The 19,248-nt window shown below is 65.2% G+C and carries 13 protein-coding genes; 4 read left to right on the forward strand and 9 right to left on the reverse strand.

The window, feature by feature from the left end:
- The first annotated feature begins 50 nt into the window (after positions 1 to 50).
- Complete coding sequence (locus P6U31_RS25090) at positions 51 to 665, forward strand: flavin reductase family protein (RefSeq protein WP_407184444.1); 615 nt, start codon at positions 51 to 53, stop codon at positions 663 to 665.
- Between the two features lie 244 nt (positions 666 to 909).
- Here the strand turns inward: P6U31_RS25090 and yghU are convergent, their stop codons facing one another.
- A complete protein-coding gene (gene yghU / locus P6U31_RS25095) occupies positions 910 to 1,785 on the reverse strand; it encodes a glutathione-dependent disulfide-bond oxidoreductase (RefSeq protein WP_407184445.1) in 876 nt (291 codons plus the stop codon).
- 157 nt (positions 1,786 to 1,942) lie between these two features.
- Positions 1,943 to 3,598 carry a flavin-containing monooxygenase gene (locus tag P6U31_RS25100; RefSeq protein ID WP_407184446.1) on the reverse strand — a complete coding sequence of 552 codons (1,656 nt, stop codon included), beginning with the start codon at positions 3,596 to 3,598 and terminating at the stop codon, positions 1,943 to 1,945.
- A 250-nt stretch (positions 3,599 to 3,848) separates the two neighbouring features.
- Between P6U31_RS25100 and P6U31_RS25105 the strand changes: the two genes are divergently transcribed.
- Together P6U31_RS25105 and P6U31_RS25110 are read left to right on the forward strand one after the other, a co-directional pair.
- Complete coding sequence (locus P6U31_RS25105) at positions 3,849 to 4,982, forward strand: nitronate monooxygenase (protein ID WP_407184447.1); 1,134 nt, start codon at positions 3,849 to 3,851, stop codon at positions 4,980 to 4,982.
- A 115-nt stretch (positions 4,983 to 5,097) separates the two neighbouring features.
- A complete protein-coding gene (locus P6U31_RS25110) occupies positions 5,098 to 6,615 on the forward strand; it encodes an acetyl-CoA acetyltransferase (protein WP_407184448.1) in 1,518 nt (505 codons plus the stop codon).
- A 392-nt stretch (positions 6,616 to 7,007) separates the two neighbouring features.
- Here the strand turns inward: P6U31_RS25110 and P6U31_RS25115 are convergent, their stop codons facing one another.
- The 7 genes from P6U31_RS25115 to ltnD all read right to left on the reverse strand — a co-directional run bounded on the left by P6U31_RS25115 (position 7,008) and on the right by ltnD (position 18,324).
- Positions 7,008 to 8,210 (reverse strand): efflux RND transporter periplasmic adaptor subunit, encoded by a 1,203-nt coding sequence (locus P6U31_RS25115; protein WP_407184449.1) that lies wholly within the window; start codon positions 8,208 to 8,210, stop codon positions 7,008 to 7,010.
- Entirely contained in the window at positions 8,197 to 11,376 is a 3,180-nt protein-coding gene (locus tag P6U31_RS25120; RefSeq protein WP_407184450.1) for an efflux RND transporter permease subunit, read from the reverse strand. Before P6U31_RS25120 ends, P6U31_RS25115 begins: the two co-directional genes overlap by 14 nt.
- Positions 11,377 to 11,542: 166 nt before the next feature.
- A complete protein-coding gene (locus P6U31_RS25125; protein ID WP_407184451.1) occupies positions 11,543 to 13,237 on the reverse strand; it encodes a methyl-accepting chemotaxis protein in 1,695 nt (564 codons plus the stop codon).
- Positions 13,238 to 13,480: 243 nt separating this feature from the next.
- Complete coding sequence (locus tag P6U31_RS25130) at positions 13,481 to 15,172, reverse strand: methyl-accepting chemotaxis protein (protein ID WP_407184452.1); 1,692 nt, start codon at positions 15,170 to 15,172, stop codon at positions 13,481 to 13,483.
- Between the two features lie 166 nt (positions 15,173 to 15,338).
- On the reverse strand, positions 15,339 to 16,613 hold the full coding sequence (gene otnK / locus P6U31_RS25135) for a 3-oxo-tetronate kinase (RefSeq protein WP_407184453.1): 1,275 nt from the start codon (positions 16,611 to 16,613) through the stop codon (positions 15,339 to 15,341).
- Positions 16,610 to 17,392, reverse strand: a complete 783-nt coding sequence (gene otnI / locus P6U31_RS25140; RefSeq protein ID WP_407184454.1) for a 2-oxo-tetronate isomerase — start codon at positions 17,390 to 17,392, stop codon at positions 16,610 to 16,612. The genes otnK and otnI overlap by 4 nt, the downstream gene beginning before the upstream one ends.
- Before the next feature lie 14 nt (positions 17,393 to 17,406).
- A complete protein-coding gene (ltnD, locus tag P6U31_RS25145; RefSeq protein WP_407184455.1) occupies positions 17,407 to 18,324 on the reverse strand; it encodes an L-threonate dehydrogenase in 918 nt (305 codons plus the stop codon).
- A gap of 104 nt (positions 18,325 to 18,428) precedes the next feature.
- Here ltnD and P6U31_RS25150 point away from each other — a divergent pair, with 104 nt between their 5' ends.
- A complete protein-coding gene (locus tag P6U31_RS25150; RefSeq protein ID WP_407184456.1) occupies positions 18,429 to 19,115 on the forward strand; it encodes an aldolase in 687 nt (228 codons plus the stop codon).
- Positions 19,116 to 19,248 lie beyond the last annotated feature (133 nt).

The raw sequence follows: 19,248 nt of genomic DNA on the forward strand, positions 1-19,248 counted from the left end.
GATGGATTGCCGGGTCAAGCCCGGCAATGACGACTTGCCCAGGAGCCACCATGGACTACGCCGCCAGCGACCTGACGCCACGCGAGCGCTACAAGGTGCTGACCTCCTTCATCCTGCCGCGGCCGATCGCGTGGGTGACGTCGGTCGGGCCGACCGGCGTCGTCAACGCCGCCCCGTTCAGCTTCTTCAACGCCTTTTGCGAGGATCCGCCGCTCTGCATGTTCGCGGCCAACCGCAAACCGAACGGGCAGGACAAGGACACCTATCTCAACATCCAGCGCACCGGTGAGTTCGTGGTCAACCTCGCCGACGAATCGCTGGCGCGGGCCATGCACGAGAGCAGCGGCGATTTTCCGCCCGACGTCGGCGAGCCGGACTATCTCGGCCTCAAGCTTGCGCCCTCGACGAAGGTCGCCGTGCCCAGGCTCGCCGACACGCCCTGGGCGATGGAGTGCAAGCTCTGGAAGCTGATCGACGTCAACGACGATCGCCGGCTGATCATGGGCGAAGGCCTCCACTTCCACATCCGCGACGTGCTGTGGGACGACACGGCGATGCGGGTGCACATGGACCGCTATCACCCGATCGGCCGCATGTTCGCCGACCGCTACTGCCGCACCGATGACCGCGTGGTGTTTCCGGCAGCGGAGGGCGTGAAGAAATAGGCCGCGGCAACGGTGCGCTCCCTCGCCCCGCGACGGCCTGCGCGCACGCCTCGTCCTTCGAGACGGCGCTTACGCGCCTCCTCAGGATGAGGCTAATGGGCGCCAGTGCCCGTTGAAACTGCAGCCACGTACTCAGTCCTCATCCTGAGGAGCCCGCCTAAAGCCGGCGTCTCGAAGGATGGCCGCAGGGAAAAGCTCTCAAATGCGATAGCCCTGCCGCAAGCGGGGAGGTGAAGAAAGTGCCCTACGCCGCAGGGGCGACCTTGTCCTGGGTCTTCGTTTCGAAATCACTCGCGTCGTGACGCTCGTGGAGCTGGCTGGCGGGATCGCCGGAGATGCGGTTGACCATGCGGCCGCGCTTCACGGCGGGGCGCTGCGCGATCTGGTCGGTCCAGCGCTGCACGTTCTTGTAGTCCTGCACCGAAAGGAATTCGCCAGCGCCGTAGACCAGCCCCTTGGCAAGGGCGCCGTACCAGGGCCACACCGCCATGTCGGCGATGGTATAGTCCTTGCCCGCGAGATACTCGTTATCGGCAAGGCGCCGGTCGAGCACATCGAGCTGGCGCTTGGTTTCCATCGCGAAGCGGTCGATGGCGTATTCGATCTTGAACGGCGCGTAGGCGTAGAAATGGCCGAAGCCGCCGCCGAGATAGGGCGCGCTGCCCATCTGCCAGAACAGCCAGGACATCGCCTCGGTGCGGGTCTTGACGTCCTTCGGCAGGAAGGCGCCGAACTTCTCGGCAAGGTAGAACAGGATCGAGCCGGATTCGAACACCCTGATCGGCTCGGGTCCGGAGCGGTCCATCAGCGCCGGGATCTTCGAGTTCGGGTTGATGTCGACGAAGCCGCTGCCGAACTGGTCGCCGTTACCGATCTTGATCAGCCAGGCGTCATATTCGGCCCCCTTGTGGCCGAGCGCCAGAAGCTCCTCCAGCATCACCGTGACCTTCACCCCGTTCGGCGTGGCCAGCGAATAGAGCTGAAGCGGATGCTTGCCGACCGGCAGCTCCTTGTCATGGGTGGGACCGGCAATCGGCCGGTTGATGTTGGCGAATTGCCCGCCATTCTCCTTGTTCCAGGTCCAGACTTTCGGCGGCACGTAGGCGGGGGTATCGGTCATGCGGGGGCTCCGGCAGAAAGATGCGCCTGCATTAATTAGCCCTGGGATGGCCGATGACAAGGGCGCCCCGATGCATTGCGTGGCGCGGCAACTTCACGTTTTGTCATGGCTAGGCCTCCGCGACGCCCCGGAATGACCAGGCGAGAGTGCGTGCTGCCTACGATGCCGCAGCCTGCGGCTGCTCCGCCCGCTCCATCACGAACCCCTGATATCCCTTTGCCGCGACCTCGTCGCAGATCCGGCGATAGACGCCGACGCCGCCGATATAGGGCATGAAGATGCGCGGCTTGCCGGGGACGTTGGCGCCCATGTACCAGGAATTGGCCTGCGGATAGAGCGTGCCCTGGGCGACTTCGTTGACATGGGCGACCCATTTGTCCTCGGCCTCCCTGCCCGCTTCCATGGTCGCGAACCCCTGCTTGCGCAGGTGGACGAGGCAATCGGCGATCCAGTCCACATGCTGCTCGATCGACACGATCATGTTGGACAGCACCGACGGGCTACCCGGACCAGTGATGATGAAGAGGTTCGGAAAGCCCGCGCTCATCAGGCCGAGATAGGTCTTCGGGCCTTCCGCCCATTTCCGGTTCAGCGTCTGCCCATTGCGGCCGGCAATGTCGATCTTCGCGACCGATCCGGTCATGGCATCGAAGCCGGTCGCCAGCACCAGCGCATCGACCTCGTGGTCCTTCCCGGCGACGCGCACGGCATTTGCGGTGATCTCTTGAATCGGATTGGCCTTGATGTCGACCAGCGAGACGTTGGGCCGGTTGAAGGTCGCGAAATAATCGGTGTCGATGCAGATGCGCTTGGTGCCGATCGGATGGCTGTTGGGCTGGAGCAGCTTTGCGGTCTCGGGGTCCTTCACGATCTCGGCGATCTTGCCGCGTACGAAATCTGCGGCGGTGTCGTTGGCGGTGCGGTCGAGGCCGAGATTGTTGTAGGCGTACATGAAGGTGAGCCCGCCGCGCGCCCAGCGCTTCTCGTATTTGTCACGCCTGACATCGTCTGTGTCCTCGAGCGCGCTACGATCGGGCTGCTCGGCATAGATGCCGTTGCGCGCGACCTCGCGGGCAAAGCGGCGGACCTCCGGATAGTTCCTGCGGAACGCATCGCGCTCCTCCTCGCTCAACGCGGCATTGCGCGCGGGAATCGAAAAATTTGCGGTGCGCTGAAACACCGTGAGATGTTTCGCCTGCGCGGCGATGATCGGTGCCGACTGGATGCCCGACGATCCCGTGCCGATCAGGCCGACGCGCAAGCCCGTGAAGTCGACCTCTTGGTGCGGCCAGCTGCCGGTGTGATAGACAGGGCCCTTGAAGCTTTCGAGGCCCCTGATGTCCGGCTTGCGCGCATTCGACAGACACCCGGTTGCGAGCACGACGAACTGCGCTTGGACGGTGTCGCCGCCGGAGACCGTCACGCGCCAGCGCTTCGCACGCTCGTCGAACATTGCGCGCTCCACACGTGTGTCGAACTGGATGTCGCGGCGCAGATCAAAACGGTCCGCCACGTGGTTGGCATATTTCAAGATCTCTGCCTGCGGCGCGTAGCGCTCGCTCCAGTCCCATTCCTGCTGCAGCTCCTCCGAGAACGAATAGGAATACTGCATGCTCTCGACGTCGCAGCGCGCGCCGGGATAGCGGTTCCAGTACCAGGTGCCGCCGACGCCGCCGCCCTGCTCGTAGACGCGCGCCGAGAAGCCGAGCCCGCGCAAGCGATGCAGCATGTACATGCCGGCAAAGCCCGCGCCGACCACGACAACGTCGTAGACTTCTTCGGCCTGAGCCGGACTGGTTTGCGCTGGCGACATTGGTTGGCGCTCCCTGATCGTTTTCTGTTGTTGTCAGCCAGCATTCTCTTGACCTTGCCAAAGCGCAAGAGGCAAATCGGCGAGCCCTGATCTGCTTATTTTGTGCAGCGGAATGGCGCGTTCGCTGCGCGGCGCCTGCACGCAAGATGCGCGGCCAAATCCGGCTTGGCATCGCAGATGACAATGCGCTAGCGTCGAACGGCCTTCGCAAGCAAGCAACAACAGCGACGAAGGCCGCCGGGAGAGAGCCATGAAATCGCCGATCTGCGACATGCTGGGAATCGAGTTCCCGCTGCTGGCCTTCAGCCATTGCCGCGATGTCGTGGCTGCCGTCAGCCGCGCCGGCGGATTCGGCGTGCTAGGTGCCACCGTGCACACGCCCGATACGCTCGAACGCGAGCTGAAATGGATCGACGATCACGTCGACGGCAAACCCTACGGCATCGACGTGCTGATCCCCGAGAACATCTCGACGGCAGGCGAGAAGGACGTCACCTGGAAGAGCCTGGAGGCGCGTGTGCCGCAGGAGCACCGCCGGTACACGCGCGATCTCCTGAAGAAATACGACATTGAGCTGACGACCACCGAGGTCGCAGCTGATCACCCCCAGCCGTTCGACGGAAAGACCGCGCTGGAGCTGCTCGAGGTCTCGTTCAATCATCCGATCCGGCTGATCGCCAATGCGCTGGGCGTGCCGCCGAAGGCGATGATCGAGATGGGCAAGAAACACGGCGTGCCAGTCGCCGCCCTGGTCGGCGCCAAGGAGCACGCCCTGCGGCAGGTCGCGGCCGGCGTCGACATCCTCGTGGTGCAGGGCACCGAGGCCGGCGGCCATTGCGGCGAGGTCTCGACCATGGTCCTGGTGCCGGAGGTGATCAAGGCGATCAAAGAGATCCGCGACGTGCCGGTGCTGGCGGCCGGCGGCATCATGACGGGTCAGCAGATGGCGGCCTGCATGGCGATGGGCGCGGCCGGCGCCTGGACCGGCTCGGTGTGGCTTGCGACGGTGGAAGCCGAGACCACGGAGATCTTCCGCGAGAAGATGATCGCGGCGTCATCGCGCGACGCGGTGCGATCGAAGGGCCGCACCGGCAAGCCGGCGCGACAGCTCCGCTCGGTCTGGACCGACGCCTGGGACCGCGCACCGGAGAGCCCCGGCGCGCTGCCGATGCCGCTGCAGAGCATCATCAGCCGCGACGCCTTCAACGCGATCGACCGTGCCGCCGCGGGCGGCAACGCGCGGGCGCGCGATCTCGTCAGCTATTTCGTCGGCCAGGGCGTCGGCCTGATTGACAGCGTGAAGTCCGCAGGCGCGGTGGTGCAGGAGTTCAAGGAAGATTTTGCCGAAGCCGTCGAGCACATGAATGCGCTGGTGGCGGAGTAACGTCCACATCGTCATTGCGAGCGCAGCGAAGCAATCCAGACTGCCGCCGCGGACCGATTCTGGATTGCTTCGCTGCGCTCGCAATGACGAACAACTGATATCGTGAATTGAGGCCATGACCGACAGGACGACTACCCCCGAAGACCGCATCCCCGTCATCGTCGGCATCGGCGAGATCGTCGACCGTCCCAAGGAGATCACCGCAGGCCTCGAGCCGCTCGATCTCCTGGAGCAAGCATTGCGGCGCGCGGAGGCGGATGCCGGCGCGAAACTGCTTGGTGAGGTGCAGTCGCTCGACGTCGTCAACTTCCTGAGCTGGCGCTATCGCGATCCGGAGCAGCTGCTGGCACGGCGCCTCGGCGTTTCGCCGGCGCATTGCTATTACGGCCCGGTCGGCGGCGAGAGCCCGATCCGCTACATCCACGAGGCGGCCAAGCGCATCGCGCGCGGCGAATGCACGGTTGCGGCCGTTTGCGGCGCGGAAGCGCAGTCGACCGCGACCAAGGCCGAGCGTGCCGGCGTCAAGCTGCCATGGACGCCATTCGCACATGACGTCGAGGAGCCCAAGCGCGGCGCGGCGTTCCAGAAGCCCTTGGCGGTGAAGCTCGGCGTGTTCCGCCCTGTCACGGTCTATCCGTTCTACGAGGCCGCCTCTTCCGCGCATTGGGGCCAGACCCCGCGCGAGGCGATGGCGGAGTCAGGCACGCTGTGGTCGCGCTATTCCGAGGCCGCCGCTCAGAATCCCAATGCCTGGCTGAAGCGGCGCTATGCGCCGGAGGAGATCACGACTCCGACCGCAGACAACCGCCTGATCGCGTGGCCCTACAACAAGCTCATGGTCGCCAATCCCAGCGTCAACATGGGCGGTGCCCTGCTGCTGACCAGCCTTGCCAAGGCGCGCGCACTCGGCATCGCCGAGGACAGACTGGTCTATCCGCTGGGCGGCGCCTCGGCGGAGGAGCCGCGCGACTATCTGTTGCGCGATCAGTTCTATGAGAGCCATCCGCAGAACGCGGTGCTGAAAGCGGTGATGGACCTTGCCGGCGGCGACGGCCAGAAGTTCGACGCGATCGAGCTCTACAGCTGCTTCCCCTGCGTGCCCAAGATGGCGCGGCGGACGCTCGGTCTCGGCGCCGACGTGCAGCCGACCGTGACCGGTGGCCTTACCTTCTTCGGCGCGCCGCTCAACACCTACATGACGCATGCGGCCTGTGCGATGGTGCGGCGTGTGCGCGACGGCGCCAGGCTCGGTCTGCTTTACGGCCAGGGCGGCTTCGTCACCAAGCATCACGCGCTGGTGGTGGCGAAGGCGCCACCGCGCGAAGCGCTGGCGCAGGAGACGAGCGTGCAAGGCGAAGCCGACCGCAACAAGCGCGCCGTTCCGGAGTTCGTTGACGAGGCCTCTGGCAAGGGCAAGGTCGAGAGCTTTACCGTGCTCTACGGCCGTGGCGGCGATGTCGAGCATGGCGTGGTGATGCTGCGGACGGCGGACGACCGGCGCACGCTGGCGCGGATCCCGGCGAGCGACGGCGCGACGCTGGCCCATCTGCTGACCATGGATCGCACGCCGGTGGGCTCGCACGGCGAGATCGCGATGGCCGCCGATGGCGTGCCGGAGTGGCGGGTGGCGTAACTCCCTCTCGTGTCCCGGACGCGGTGCGGCATGCAATGCCGCTCCGCAGAGCCGGGACCCAGAAAGCTACAAAGTACAAGGCGGAGAGATGGGCCCCGCTCAGCAGCGCACCACTTCGTGCTGCGCTGCGTCCGGGGCACGAGACAGCACTAGAGCATGATGAAATTAGATTCTTCGGGCTGCCGGTGATTCACCTCTCCCCGACGGGGAGAGGTCGGATTGCCCTGGCGATGCGAAGCATCGTCCAGCGCAATCCGGGTGAGGGGCCGCGGCACTCAGCGAGACCAGATCCCCTCACCCGGACCGCATCTTCGATGCGCTCCGACCTCTCCCTGCGGGAGAGGTGAATCGAGCCCTGAGCCCACATCGCTTCAACCAAAACTCATCCTGTTTCAGGTCTTCGGCGCCTGCTTTTCCGATGCGGTTGTCGGCTTGCCCTTGGCGCCGGCACCGACGACGCGGACCTGATCGCCATCCGACAGGCCGTCCGGCGGAGCGGTGATAACGCGATCGTCGGGCGCGATCCCCGAAGCGAGCTCGATCTCACGGCCGAGATCACGCGCGATGGTCACCGGCTTGAACAGCACCTTGTCGTCGGCACCGACGGTGGCGACACGCAGGCCGCTGCCGTTGAAGATCAGGGCGCTGGCGGGAATGCTGAGCGGCGCCGAGTCGCGCTGCAGGCTCAGCTTCACGCTGGCGTAGCCGCCGGGCATCAGCTCGCCGCTCGAATTATCCAGCCCAAGCTGCATACGAGTCGTCCCCGAGGCGACGTCGACGGCCTGGGAGGAAGCCTCCACCGTCGCCTGGAAGGTCCGGTTGGGATATTCCGGCAGCGTGATCGTGGCCTTGGCGCCGATCTTGATCGCCGGCACGTAGTTCTGGGGCACGTTGACGTAGACGCGCAGCTTGGTGATGTCCGATATCACGAACATCGCCGGGCCCGAGCCGCCGCCGGCATTGATCAGCGCGCCGACGTCGGTATCGCGCGCCGTCACCACGCCGTCGAACGGAGCGGTGATCTTCTTGTAGCCGGCCAGCGCTTCCAGCCGCTCGACATTGGCCTGGCCCGAGCGAACCGCCGCGTTCTTGTTGGAGAGGTCGGCGGTGCGCTCGTCGATCTCCTGCGCGGAGACGAAGTTGGAGGCGACCAGCGTCTTCCGCCGGTTCAGTGTCGCTTCCGACAGCCTGGCGCTGGCCTGCTGGCTGGCAAGGTCGGCGCGCGCCTGCAGCAGCTGCTGGTCTAGATCGGGCGCCTCGATCTCGGCAATCACCTGCCCGGCCTTGACGCGCGCTCCGATGTCGGCGCTCCAGCTCTTGAGATAGCCGGGGACGCGAGCGAAGATGGGCGCGCGGTAATAGGCTTCCAGCCGGCCCGGCAGGTCGATGGTCGCGCTCAGCGCCTTGGCGCTCGGCTGCGTCACCGCCACGCTCGGAATGGCCTGGTCGTCGGTCCATTCCCTCAGCTTGGAGCCCTGCTCCTCGCGGGCGCGGATGCCGGTGCCGACGACGAGGCCAGCCGCAATCAGCGCCACCACGCCGAAGATGCCCAGTTTCCGGTGCGAGACCGGGGAGCCGGATTCAGTGGGCGACATGCGGGGTCTCCAATGAGGCGGCGACTTTGGCGCCTTGTTTCTTGTGTACCATGCTGAACACCACGGGAACGAATACCAGCGTGGCAAACGTTGCAAAGATCAGGCCGCCGATCACGGCGCGGCCGAGCGGGGCGTTCTGCTCGCCACCCTCGCCCAGCCCCAGCGCCATCGGCGCCATGCCGATGATCATGGCGAGAGCGGTCATCAGGACAGGGCGGAACCGGACGAAGCCCGCTTCAAGGGCGGCCGCGATGGGATCGCCCAGTTCGGCATAGCGCTCGCGGGCGAAGGAGATCACGAGCACGCTGTTGGCGGTGGCAACGCCCATGCACATGATGGCGCCGGTGAGCGCGGGGACCGACAGCGTGGTCCCGGTCGCGAACAGCATCCAGACGATGCCGGCGAGTGCGGCCGGCAAGGCGGTGATGATCACGAACGGATCGGACCAGGACTGGAAGTTCACGACGATCAGGAAGTAGATCAGCACGACCGCACCGAGCAGGCCGAACAGAAGGCCGGTGAAGGCGCTGTTCATGGTCTGCACCTGGCCGAGCAGCACCACGGAGGAGCCCTTCGGCACGTCCTTGGCGGTGTCGGCGATCACCTTGCGGATGTCGCTGGACACCGCGCCGAGATCGCGGCCCGACGTGGTGGCGAAGATCTGCACCATCGACTGGATGTCGTATTGCGACACCACGGCACTCGAGGTCGAGCGCTTGATGTCGGCGATGCCGCCGAGGATCGGTGACTGCGCATTGCCGGCCGCCGTGATCGGCAGCGTCTGCAGCGCGCTCAGCGAGTCGATCTGGTATTGCGGCGTCTGCATCACGATCGAATAGGACACACCGTTGTCGGGATTGAGATAGTAGGTCGGCGCCACCTGCGAGGAGCCGGCGAGATTGACCACGAGGCTGTTGGTGACGTCGCGCTCGGTCAGACCGACATATTGAGCACGGGTGCGGTCGACATCGATGTTGAAGGTCGGGTTGTTCGGCGATTGCTGGATGCGCGCGTCGGCGACGCCGGGGATCCTGCGCACCTTGGCCAGCAGGCTGTTGGCATAAGCAAAGTTGGCGGCGAGATTGGCACCGCGGATCTGCAGGTCGATCGGCGCCGGTGCGCCGAAATTCAGGATCTGGCTGACGATGTCGGCGGGGAGGAATGCGAAACTGACGCCGGGGAACAGCCGCGGCAACTGCTCGCGCAGCACGCGCACATGCTCCTCGGTGGGCTTGTGGCCCTCCTTCAGCTTGATCTGGATGTCGCCGTCCTGCGGGCCGATCACGCCAGTGTTGTTGTAGGTCATGTTGATGCCGGAGATCGGCATGCCGATGTTGTCGGTCATGGTCTCGATCTCGCCGGGAATCAGCTTGCGGACCGCCTTCTGCACGTCGGCGAGCTGGTTGGCGGTCTCCTCGACGCGGGTGCCGACCTGGGTGCGGACATGCATCAGGATGTTGCCGGCATCGACCGCGGGGAAGAAATTGCGCCCCAGGAACGGCACCAGCGCGAACGACGCCCCCACGACACAGAGAAAGCCGATCACGAACACCGCGCGATGCGCCAGCGCGAGACCCAGCAAGCCGTGATAGAAGCCGCGGATGCGCTCGAACCGCGCCTCGAAGCCGCGCTGGAACCAGACCAGGGGATTACGCGACTTCGGCGCGGCGCCGTCATGATGGACATGCGCCTTGAGCAGATAGTTCGCCATGGTCGGCACCAGTGTGCGCGACAGGATGAACGACCAGATCATCGCAAACATCACGGCTTCCGCCATCGGCACGAACAGGAAGCGCGCCACCCCGGTGAGGAAGAACATCGGCACGAACACGATGCAGATGCAGAGCAGCGACACGAAGGCCGGCGTCACGATCTGGTTGGCGCCGTCGAGGATCGACTGCTCGACCGGCTTGCCCTGCTCCAGATGGTAGTTGATGTTCTCAATCGTCACCGTGGCGTCGTCGACGAGGATGCCAACCGCGAGCGCGAGGCCGCCGAGCGTCATGATGTTGAGTGTCTCGCCGATCGCCGACAGCATGATGATGGCCCCCAGCACCGAGAGTGGGATCGAGACCGCGATGATGACGGTCGAGCGCCAGCTGCCGAGGAACAGGAGGATCATGACACTGGTCAGCAGTGCCGCGATCACGCCTTCGAAGGCGACACCTTGAATCGCACCGCGGACGAACACCGACTGGTCGCCAATGAAGCCGATCTTGAGCGCGTCGGGCAGCTGATCCTTGACCTCGACCACCTTCTGCTTGATGCCGGAAATAATGTCGAGCGTCGAGGTCGCACCCGCCTTCAGCACCATCATCAGCACCGAACGGTTGCCGTCGACATGGACGATGTTGGTCTGCGGCGGATTGCCGTCGCGCACGGAGGCGACGTCGCGCACATAGACCATGGCGCCGTTGACGGTCCGGATCGGCAGATTGCCGAGCTCGTCGATCCGGAGCGGCGAGTTGTTGAGCTGGATGTTGTATTCGAACGAGCCGATCTTCTGGGTGCCGACCGGCGTGATCAGGTTCTGGGCCGCGAGCGCGTTGGCGACGTCCTGGCCGGACAGGCCGCGGGCCTGGAGCGCGGTGGGATCGAGGTCGATCTGGACCTGGCGCTGCTTGCCGCCGAACGGATAGGGGATCGCCGCGCCGGGCACGGTCACCAGTGGCGTGCGGAGCTGATTGATGCCGATATCGGCGAGGTTCTGTTCGGTCAGGCCGTCTCCCGACAGCGCCACCTGGATGATCGGCACGGTCGAGGCGGAGTAGTTCAGGATCAGGGGCGGTGTCGCGCCCGGCGGCATCTGCTTGAGCAGCGTCTGCGAGATCGCGGTGACCTGGGCGTTGGCGGTGCGGATGTCGACGTTGGGCTGGAAGAAGATCTTGATGATGCCAAAGCCATTGTAGGAATTGGCGGTGATGTGCTCGATGTCGTTGACCGTCGTCGTCAGCGCACGCTGGAACGGCGTGGTGATGCGGCCCGACATCTGGTCCGGCGGCAGGCCGGTGTACTGCCAGACCACGCCGATGACGGGAATGCGGATGTCCGGGAAGATGTCGGTCGGGGTGCGCAGCGCCGCGAGCGGTCCGATGATCAGCAGCAGAAGCGCGAGCACGACGAACGTATAGGGCCGGCTCAGGGCAATACGGACCAGTGCAATCATGCGCCAGGCAAATCCGGGTCTAGCAAGGAAGGGGATCCGCCCCCACGGGGATCCTCTTCCCTCCTTTACCCGAGCACCGCGCGAAAGGCTAATAACCAGAACTATCCTGCATTCACTTCCCTGCTATCGCACTGCGGAATCGACATCGCAGCTATGCGGCCGATCGCTACGCCGCCCGGACGGAATTCAGGAACTTGCCGACTTCGAGCTTCAGACGGTTGGAATCGCGGGACAGCATCTGCGCCGCCGAGAGCACCTGCGAAGACGCCGAGCCGGTCTCGGAGGCGCCGCGCTGGACGTCGCCGACATTGGACGAGACCTGCTGGGTGCCCTGAGCGGCCTGCTGAACGTTGCGCGCAATCTCCTGGGTTGCCGCGCCCTGCTGCTCCACGGCCGCCGCAATCGCCGAAGCGATCTCCGACAAGCGCGCGATGGTGCCGCTGATCTCGCCGATGGCGCTGACCGAATCCTGCGTCGCCGCCTGAATGCCGCCGACCTGCTGGCCGATCTCGCCGGTGGCCTTGGCCGTCTGCTCGGCGAGGGCCTTGACCTCGGAGGCCACGACGGCGAAGCCCCGTCCGGCCTCGCCCGCACGTGCCGCTTCGATCGTCGCATTGAGCGCCAGCAGATTGGTCTGGCCGGCGATTGCGTTGATGAGCTCAACGACGTCGCCGATCCGCGATGCCGCCCGCGACAATTCGCTGACGCGTTCGGTCGTGGCCTGCGCCTGGCTGACCGCTTCGCTCGCGATCCGGGAGGAATCCTGCACCTGCCGGCCGATCTCGCGCACCGAGGACGACATTTCCTCGGCGGCCGAAGCCACCGAGTGAACGTTGCTGGAGGCCGCCTCCGAGCCGGTTGCGACCGCCGTCGCCAATTCCTGCGCCCGACCCGCGGTCGAGGATAGCGTCGAGGCCGAAGCCTCGAGCTCGGTGGCCGCCGACGACACGGTCTCGACGATCTCGCCGATCGCGGCCTCGAAACCGTCCGCAAGCTTGGTCATGTCGGCCTTGCGCTGCGCCTCGGCCCGGCGCTGCACCGCCTGCACCTCGTCGCGGCTGAAACGAACGATGGTTTGCACCGTCTGGAGGTTACGCAGCGCTTCGCCAATCTCGTCGTCGCGCTCGATCACGATGCGATTGTCGAGCTTGTCCTGCACGAGGTTGAGCAAAGTGTCGTTGAGCTGCTGCATCGGCCCCTGGATCGCACGCATGGTCGCAAGGCCGGCGAACCCCACGATAGCGGCGCCGACGATGGCCAGTGTCGACAGGATCAGGCTGGCCGAGCCACCGGAGGCGAGAGCGCCGCCGATGCCGAGTGCGAGCATGAACAGCACCTGGAGTGCGATCGTCGTGACGAGGCGTGCCTTCAGCGTGCCGGTGAAGACGCTGAAGCGGTCGCGCCACGAGCGGCGGCGGATGATGCCGGCGTCGATGCGATAGCCATGCGGCTTCTTCTCGCGGATTGCGGTGTAAACCTCTTCGGCGAGCTTGCGCTGGTCGGCCGGCAGTTTGGTACGGATCGAGGTATAGCCCTTGACCTCGCCGTTCTCGCGGATCGGAGAGGCCGTCGCCAGCACCCAGTAGAAGTCGCCGTTCTTGCGGCGGTTCTTCACTGCGCCGAGCCACGGCTTGCCGGCCTTCAGCGTGTCCCAGAGATTATCGAACGCCTCGGGCGGCATGTCGGGGTGACGGACGATATTGTGCGGCTGGCCCATGAGCTCCGCCGACGTGAAGCCGGCGGCCGCGATGAAGTCCTCGTTGAAGTAGCTGAGCTTGCCCTTGAGGTCGGTGCGCGAGACGATCAGCGTCTCGTCGCTGACCGGATATTCGACATCGGTGACGGGAAAATTCTTGCGCATTGGAAGCCTCCTTAAAAGGAATGCAAAATGGATTATTCCAATCGGGATCGTCTCCAACGCGAAGCCGCCCTCACCCCAATTGTCGTAAATGCGATTTAACCATCGATGAAACGGCGGGCCCGTACGATTACGGTTGGTCCAACATGATGCTACCTGCAGGCGACATCATGCTACCGCCGAAAGAAAAACGGGCAGCGCTTGCAGCGCCGCCCGTTCGTTGGTGCCAGGGTCTGGTGTCGCAGCTTACGCCGCGCGGACGTTGGTCAAAAACTTGCTGACCTCATTCTTCAAACGGCCCGAGTCGTTCGACAGCATCTGCGCCGCCGACAGCACCTGCGATGAGGCCGTGCCGGTCTCGGTCGCGCCGCGCTGCACGTCGGTGATGTTGGAGGAGACCTGCTGCGTGCCCTGCGCGGCCTGCTGCACGTTGCGGGCGATCTCCTGCGTTGCCGCGCCCTGCTCTTCCACCGCCGCCGCGATCGCCGACGAGATTTCCGAGAGACGCTCGATGGTCGAGGAGATCTCCTTGATCGCGCCGACCGAGTCGTTGGTCGCCGCCTGGATGCCGGAGATCTGCTGGCCGATCTCACCGGTCGCCTTCGCGGTCTGTTCGGCGAGCGCTTTCACCTCGGAGGCCACCACCGCAAAGCCGCGGCCGGCTTCGCCTGCACGCGCCGCCTCGATGGTCGCGTTCAGCGCCAACAGGTTGGTCTGACCTGCGATGGTGTTGATCAGCTCGACGACGTCGCCGATTCGGGACGCCGCCTTCGACAGCTCGCTGACGCGCTCGGTGGTGGCGCGCGCCTGGCCGACGGCATCGCCGGCCATCCGCGCCGATTCCTGCACCTGACGGCTGATCTCGCCGACCGACGAGGCCATCTCCTCGGTGGCAGAGGCTACCGACTGCACGTTGGTCGAGGCTTCCTCCGAAGCGCTGGCAACCGTGGTCGCCAGTCGCTGGGAGCGGTCGGCGGTCGACGTCAGCGTCGAGGCCGAGGCCTCCAGCTGGGTCGAGGCCGACGAGACGGTCTGGACGATCTCGCCGATCATGGCTTCGAATTCGCGGGTGATGTTGTCGACACGGCGGCCGCGCTCGATCTTGGCTTCGGCATCCGCGGCCGCAGCTTCGTCCGCGGCCTTTTTGGCGATCAGCGCCTCCTTGAAGATCTGGAGCACGTCGGCCATGGCGCCGATCTCCGTCTTCTCGCCGCGATGCGGAACCTCTGCGGAAAGGTCGCCCCGGCCCAGCGCCTGCATCGGCTCGGTGATTGAATTGATGCCGTTCGAGACGTCGCGGACGAGATAGAAGCTGAGGCCGATGCCGATCACGACCGCGATGCCGAGAATGACCGACACCAGCATGAACGCGTTGGTGTAGCTGTCGGCGGCGTCCTGAGCGGCCTGTTCGCCGCCCTTGGTGTTGAGCTCGATGTCCTTGTTCAGGACCTCATCCGCCTGGAGCCCGATCTTGTTGACCGTCTTGGAGTTGAGCTCCTGGGCCTCGCGCGGGATCTTGCCGGCCTCCTTGCGCGACAAGGCCATCACCTCGTCGGTGCCCTTCTTGTACTCGTCCCAGAGCTTGGACCACTGGCCGTAGAGCGCCCGCTCCTCCGCGGAGGCAATCATCGGCTCGTACTTGCCGCGGGTCTTGGCGAGCGCCTCGGTCACGGTGGCAGCGGTCTTCTCCACCGCGAGCTTGTCTTCCAGGGCCTCGGCCAGCATGTGCTGACGCACCACGTTCCGATAGGTGATGACCGCGGCACGCAGATCGCCGATCACCCTGACGCTCGGCATCCAGTTCGTGGTGATGTCGACGGTATTGGCGTTCATCGACCGCATCTTCATGACGGCGAGCAGGCCCATGCCGGTCATCGCGATCAAAAGGAACGCCACGACGCCGGTGATCTTGGCGCGGATGGAAAGCTTGGCAAACATAATCGGGTCTCGTTGTGATGGCGCGGGCGCGCGTCCGGGAATTACGAATCAAACAAGGGAGCAGCGCCGACATCACGCACCAAAGCACCTGCGCGGATGTTAACTGCGACTCCGTACGGGTACGGAAACCGAAAGAAATGAATGGGGGGCTAAGAACGCTCTGCGCTCAGCGCATAAGCCTAAGCGCGTCCGAGAAAAACTCCGCACCGCCAAAATTGCCGGACTTCAAAGCAAGCAGCATGTCGCCTTCACTACCGACCGCGCGCAGCACCGGAACGCCCGCGGCAATTTCCACTCCTACGAGAAAGCCGGGAATTTTCAACCGATCCACCACGGCGCCGGATGTCTCGCCACCGGCAACGACCAAACGCCGGACACCTGATTTTACAAGGCTTTCGGCAATGTCGGCCATCGTCTGCTCGATGGCATGCCCGGCCGCATCACGACCATGACGCGCCTGAAGCGCGGCGACTTGATCGGGTGTCGCACTCGACGCGATCAGCACCGGACCATCGGGCAGTCGCGGCCTTGCCCAGTCCAGTGCACGCTGCGCCTCGGCCGCACCCGTAAGAATACGGTCCGGGTCGAGATGCAACACCGGCATGACACGCTCGGCATTCGCGATCTGCTGAAGCGTCGCCTGCGAGCAACTTCCGGCAAGACACGCCACCGATCCGCCAACGGCAGCGCCGGCTTCGCTGCTCGCCGTTGCCGACTTGACCTTGCCCGTCGATACCAGCGCGCGCGCGAGCCCAAGGCCGATGCCGGAGGCACCGACCGACAGGCGATGTTCGGCGGCCACGAGGCCGATGGTTTCGAGGTCGCGGTCGAACACGGCGTCGATGATGGCGGCGCCGATGCCCTTGCCCGCAAGCTCGGCCAGCCGCGCCCGCACGGCATCGGCGCCGCGTGCGACGGTGGCGAGGTCGACGAGACCGATCTGCGTCCCGCTCTGACGCGCGAGCACGCGCACCAGGTTGGAATCGTGCATGGGGTTGAGCGGATGATCTTTCAGCGGGCTCTCGTTCAGCGGCACGGCGCCGACGAACAGGTTGCCCTGGTAGACCGTGCGGCCGGTCTCCGGGAACGCCGGCGTCACCAGAACGGCATCTTCGCCGCAATCGGCACGCAGCGCGTCCATCACCGGGCCGATATTGCCGGCATCGGTGGAATCGAAGGTCGAGCAGATCTTGAACAGCACATGAAGTGCGCCGCGACTGCGCAGCCATTTGTCCGCCGCACGCGAACGCGACACGGCAAGGCCCGCCTCGATCGAGCGGCTCTTCAGCGACACCACGACGGCATCGACCTCGGGCAGCGCGAGGTCGTCCGAGGGCACGCCGATGGTCTGCACGGTGCGCAGGCCCGCGCGCGTCAGCGTGTTGGCGAGATCGGAAGCGCCGGTATAGTCGTCGGCGATGCAGCCCAATGCGAGGGTCACGGCTTCACTCCGGCATAGGGCCTAAACCAGGCGAGGCCGTCGGTGGTCTTGCCCCGCGGATTGTATTCGCAGCCGACGAAGCCGGCATAGCCGAGCCGGTCGAGCTCTTCGAACAGGAACGGGTAGTTCAGCTCCTCGCCATCGGGCTCGTTGCGCGAGGGAATGCTGGCGATCTGGATGTGGCCGATGATCGGCATCATCTCGCGCAAGCGCATGGTGACGTCGCCGTGGATGATCTGGCAGTGATAGATGTCGAACTGGAGCTTGAGGTTCGGAAGCCGGAGTTCCTGGATCAGGTCACGCGCGAAACCGAAATCGTTGAGGAAGTAGCCGGGCACGTTGCGGGCATTGATCGGCTCGATCACGACGTCGATGCCATGGGGCGCAAAGAATTCCGCGGCCCATGCCACCGATTTGTAGAAGGCCTCGATCGCGACGCGTTCGCCGCGGTTGGCGATGCCGGCCATCAGATGCAGGCGTTTGACGCCGGTCGCCTTGGCGTAAGGCAGCGCCGTCTCCAGGCTTGCCTTGAGATCATTGAACCGCGCCGGCAGCGCCGCAAAGCCCTTCTCGCCGGCGTTCCAGTCGCCCGGCGGCAGGTTGAACAGCGCTTGGGTCAGACTGTTGCGCTTGAGCCGTTCGCCGACGGCCTCGGCGGGATGTTCATAGGGAAACAGGAACTCGACGGCGGTGAAGCCGGCTTGCGCGGCGGCGTCGAAACGGTCGAGGAACGGCACCTCGGTGAACATCATCGAGAGATTGGCGGCGAAACGCGGCATCGAAATCCCCTTACTCACTTGTCGCCAGGCAGCTTGACGCCGGTGACCTGCGCATACATGCGCGCGACCGATGCGTCGTCGTCGCGGCCCATACCGGCGGCCGCGGTCATCAGGAACATCTGGAGCGCGGCGGCGGAGACCGGCACCGGGAATCGGGCGCTGCGCGCCATGTCCTGGATGATCCCGAGGTCCTTGACGAAGATCTCCACCGCGCTTCGCGGCGTGTAGTCGCCGTCGAGCACGTGCGGCATGCGGTTCTCGAACATCCAGGAATTACCCGCGGATGCCGTGATCACCTCATAGACCTTGCGGATGTCGAGGCCCTGCTTGGCCGCAAACGCAATCGCTTCGCTGGCGGCGGCGATGTGCACGCCGGCGAGCAGCTGGTTGATCATCTTGAAGGCGGCGCCTTGGCCGGCGGCATCGCCGAGCTCGTAGAGCTTGGCGGCCATGGCATCGAGTGCCGGCCTCGCCTTGGCAAAAGCGGCAGGACTGCCGGAGGCGAGGATCGTCAGCTCGCCTTGCGCGGCGCGCTGCGCCCCGCCGGAGATCGGGGCGTCCAGATAATGCCGGCCGGTCGCCTCCAACTGCTTGGCGAGGCGCCGCGCCACGTCGGGGTCCATCGTGGCGGAGGAGATGAAGACGCTGCCGTCGGGCATGGCCTCGGCGGCACCGTCCTTGCCGAACAGGATCGCCTCGGTCTGTGCAGCATTGACGACGACGCTGACGACGATGTCCGCGCCCTTGGCCGCTTCGGCAGGCGTGTTGGCTCCCGCACCGCCGTCCTTCACGAAGCGCGCGACAGCGTCCGCCGAAACGTCGCAGCCGGTCACGGCGTGACCGGCCCGCTTCAGTGAGGCCGCCATGCCGTACCCCATCGAGCCGAGCCCGATGATGGCGATGCGCTGATTCTGCGGCATAGAGGTGGACATGCAACTGATCCTTGCGAACGTTTCCCGGATGGCCGGCCTTGGCGGCGGCTCGGCGAACCGATATCACGGCTTGGCCGCGCTGCCAAAGCGTGAGACAAGCAGGCATGTCGGCCATGAAAGCTGAAACGAGCAACGAGACGCGACTGCGCGAGGATATCTGCCGGTTCGGACGGTCGCTGTTCGAGCGCGGGCTGACGCCGGGCTCCTCCGGCAATATCAGCGTCAGGATGGACGATGGCGGCTGGCTGGTGACGCCGACCAACGCCTCGCTCGGCTTCCTCGATCCCGCAAAGCTGTCACGGCTGGACGAGCAGGGCCGGCTGGTCTCGGGCGATGCGCCGACCAAGGAAGTTCCTCTGCACAATGCGCTCTACGACACGCGTGGGAGCGCGCGGGCGATCGTGCATCTGCACTCCACCCATTCGGTCGCGCTGTCGATGCTGCCCGAGATCGATCCCCGCGCCGCGCTGCCGCCGATGACGGCCTATTATTTGATGAAATGCGGCGCCACCGCGCTCGTGCCTTATTACCGCCCCAGCGATCCCGCGGTCGCGGACGCGATCAAGGGCCTCGGCGGGAAATACTCATCCGTGCTGCTCGCCAATCACGGCCCAGTCGTTGCCGGCGACACGCTGGAAGCCGCCGTGTTCGCGACGGAGGAGCTGGAGGAGACGGCGAAGCTGTACCTGCTGCTGCGCGGGATGAACCCGCGCTATTTGTCGCCGGAGCAGGTGAACGATCTGGTGAAGGTATTTGGGGTGACGTTGCCCGAGCACGGGCACGGGAACTGAGCTCCGCTCTAACTGCGTCATTGCGAGCGCAGCGAAGCAATCCAGACTGCCTGGGCGGTGACAATCTGGATTGCTTCGTCGCCAGCGCAAAATTGCTCTGCAATTTTGTCGCGGGCTCCTCGCAATGACGATA

The sequence above is a fragment of the Bradyrhizobium centrosematis genome (genome assembly GCF_045571495.1).
GTDB lineage: Bacteria > Pseudomonadota > Alphaproteobacteria > Rhizobiales > Xanthobacteraceae > Bradyrhizobium > Bradyrhizobium centrosematis.

What these genes read in the sequence shown, in the direction of transcription:
- P6U31_RS25090 (WP_407184444.1), top strand. Translation starts at nt 51, where the DNA reads ATGGACTACGCCGCCAGCGACCTGACGCCACGCGAGCGCTACAAGGTG.
- yghU (WP_407184445.1), bottom strand. Translation starts at nt 1,785, where the DNA reads ATGACCGATACCCCCGCCTACGTGCCGCCGAAAGTCTGGACCTGGAAC.
- P6U31_RS25100 (WP_407184446.1), bottom strand. Translation starts at nt 3,598, where the DNA reads ATGTCGCCAGCGCAAACCAGTCCGGCTCAGGCCGAAGAAGTCTACGAC.
- P6U31_RS25105 (WP_407184447.1), top strand. Translation starts at nt 3,849, where the DNA reads ATGAAATCGCCGATCTGCGACATGCTGGGAATCGAGTTCCCGCTGCTG.
- P6U31_RS25110 (WP_407184448.1), top strand. Translation starts at nt 5,098, where the DNA reads ATGACCGACAGGACGACTACCCCCGAAGACCGCATCCCCGTCATCGTC.
- P6U31_RS25115 (WP_407184449.1), bottom strand. Translation starts at nt 8,210, where the DNA reads ATGTCGCCCACTGAATCCGGCTCCCCGGTCTCGCACCGGAAACTGGGC.
- P6U31_RS25120 (WP_407184450.1), bottom strand. Translation starts at nt 11,376, where the DNA reads ATGATTGCACTGGTCCGTATTGCCCTGAGCCGGCCCTATACGTTCGTC.
- P6U31_RS25125 (WP_407184451.1), bottom strand. Translation starts at nt 13,237, where the DNA reads ATGCGCAAGAATTTTCCCGTCACCGATGTCGAATATCCGGTCAGCGAC.
- P6U31_RS25130 (WP_407184452.1), bottom strand. Translation starts at nt 15,172, where the DNA reads ATGTTTGCCAAGCTTTCCATCCGCGCCAAGATCACCGGCGTCGTGGCG.
- otnI (WP_407184454.1), bottom strand. Translation starts at nt 17,392, where the DNA reads ATGCCGCGTTTCGCCGCCAATCTCTCGATGATGTTCACCGAGGTGCCG.
- ltnD (WP_407184455.1), bottom strand. Translation starts at nt 18,324, where the DNA reads ATGTCCACCTCTATGCCGCAGAATCAGCGCATCGCCATCATCGGGCTC.
- P6U31_RS25150 (WP_407184456.1), top strand. Translation starts at nt 18,429, where the DNA reads ATGTCGGCCATGAAAGCTGAAACGAGCAACGAGACGCGACTGCGCGAG.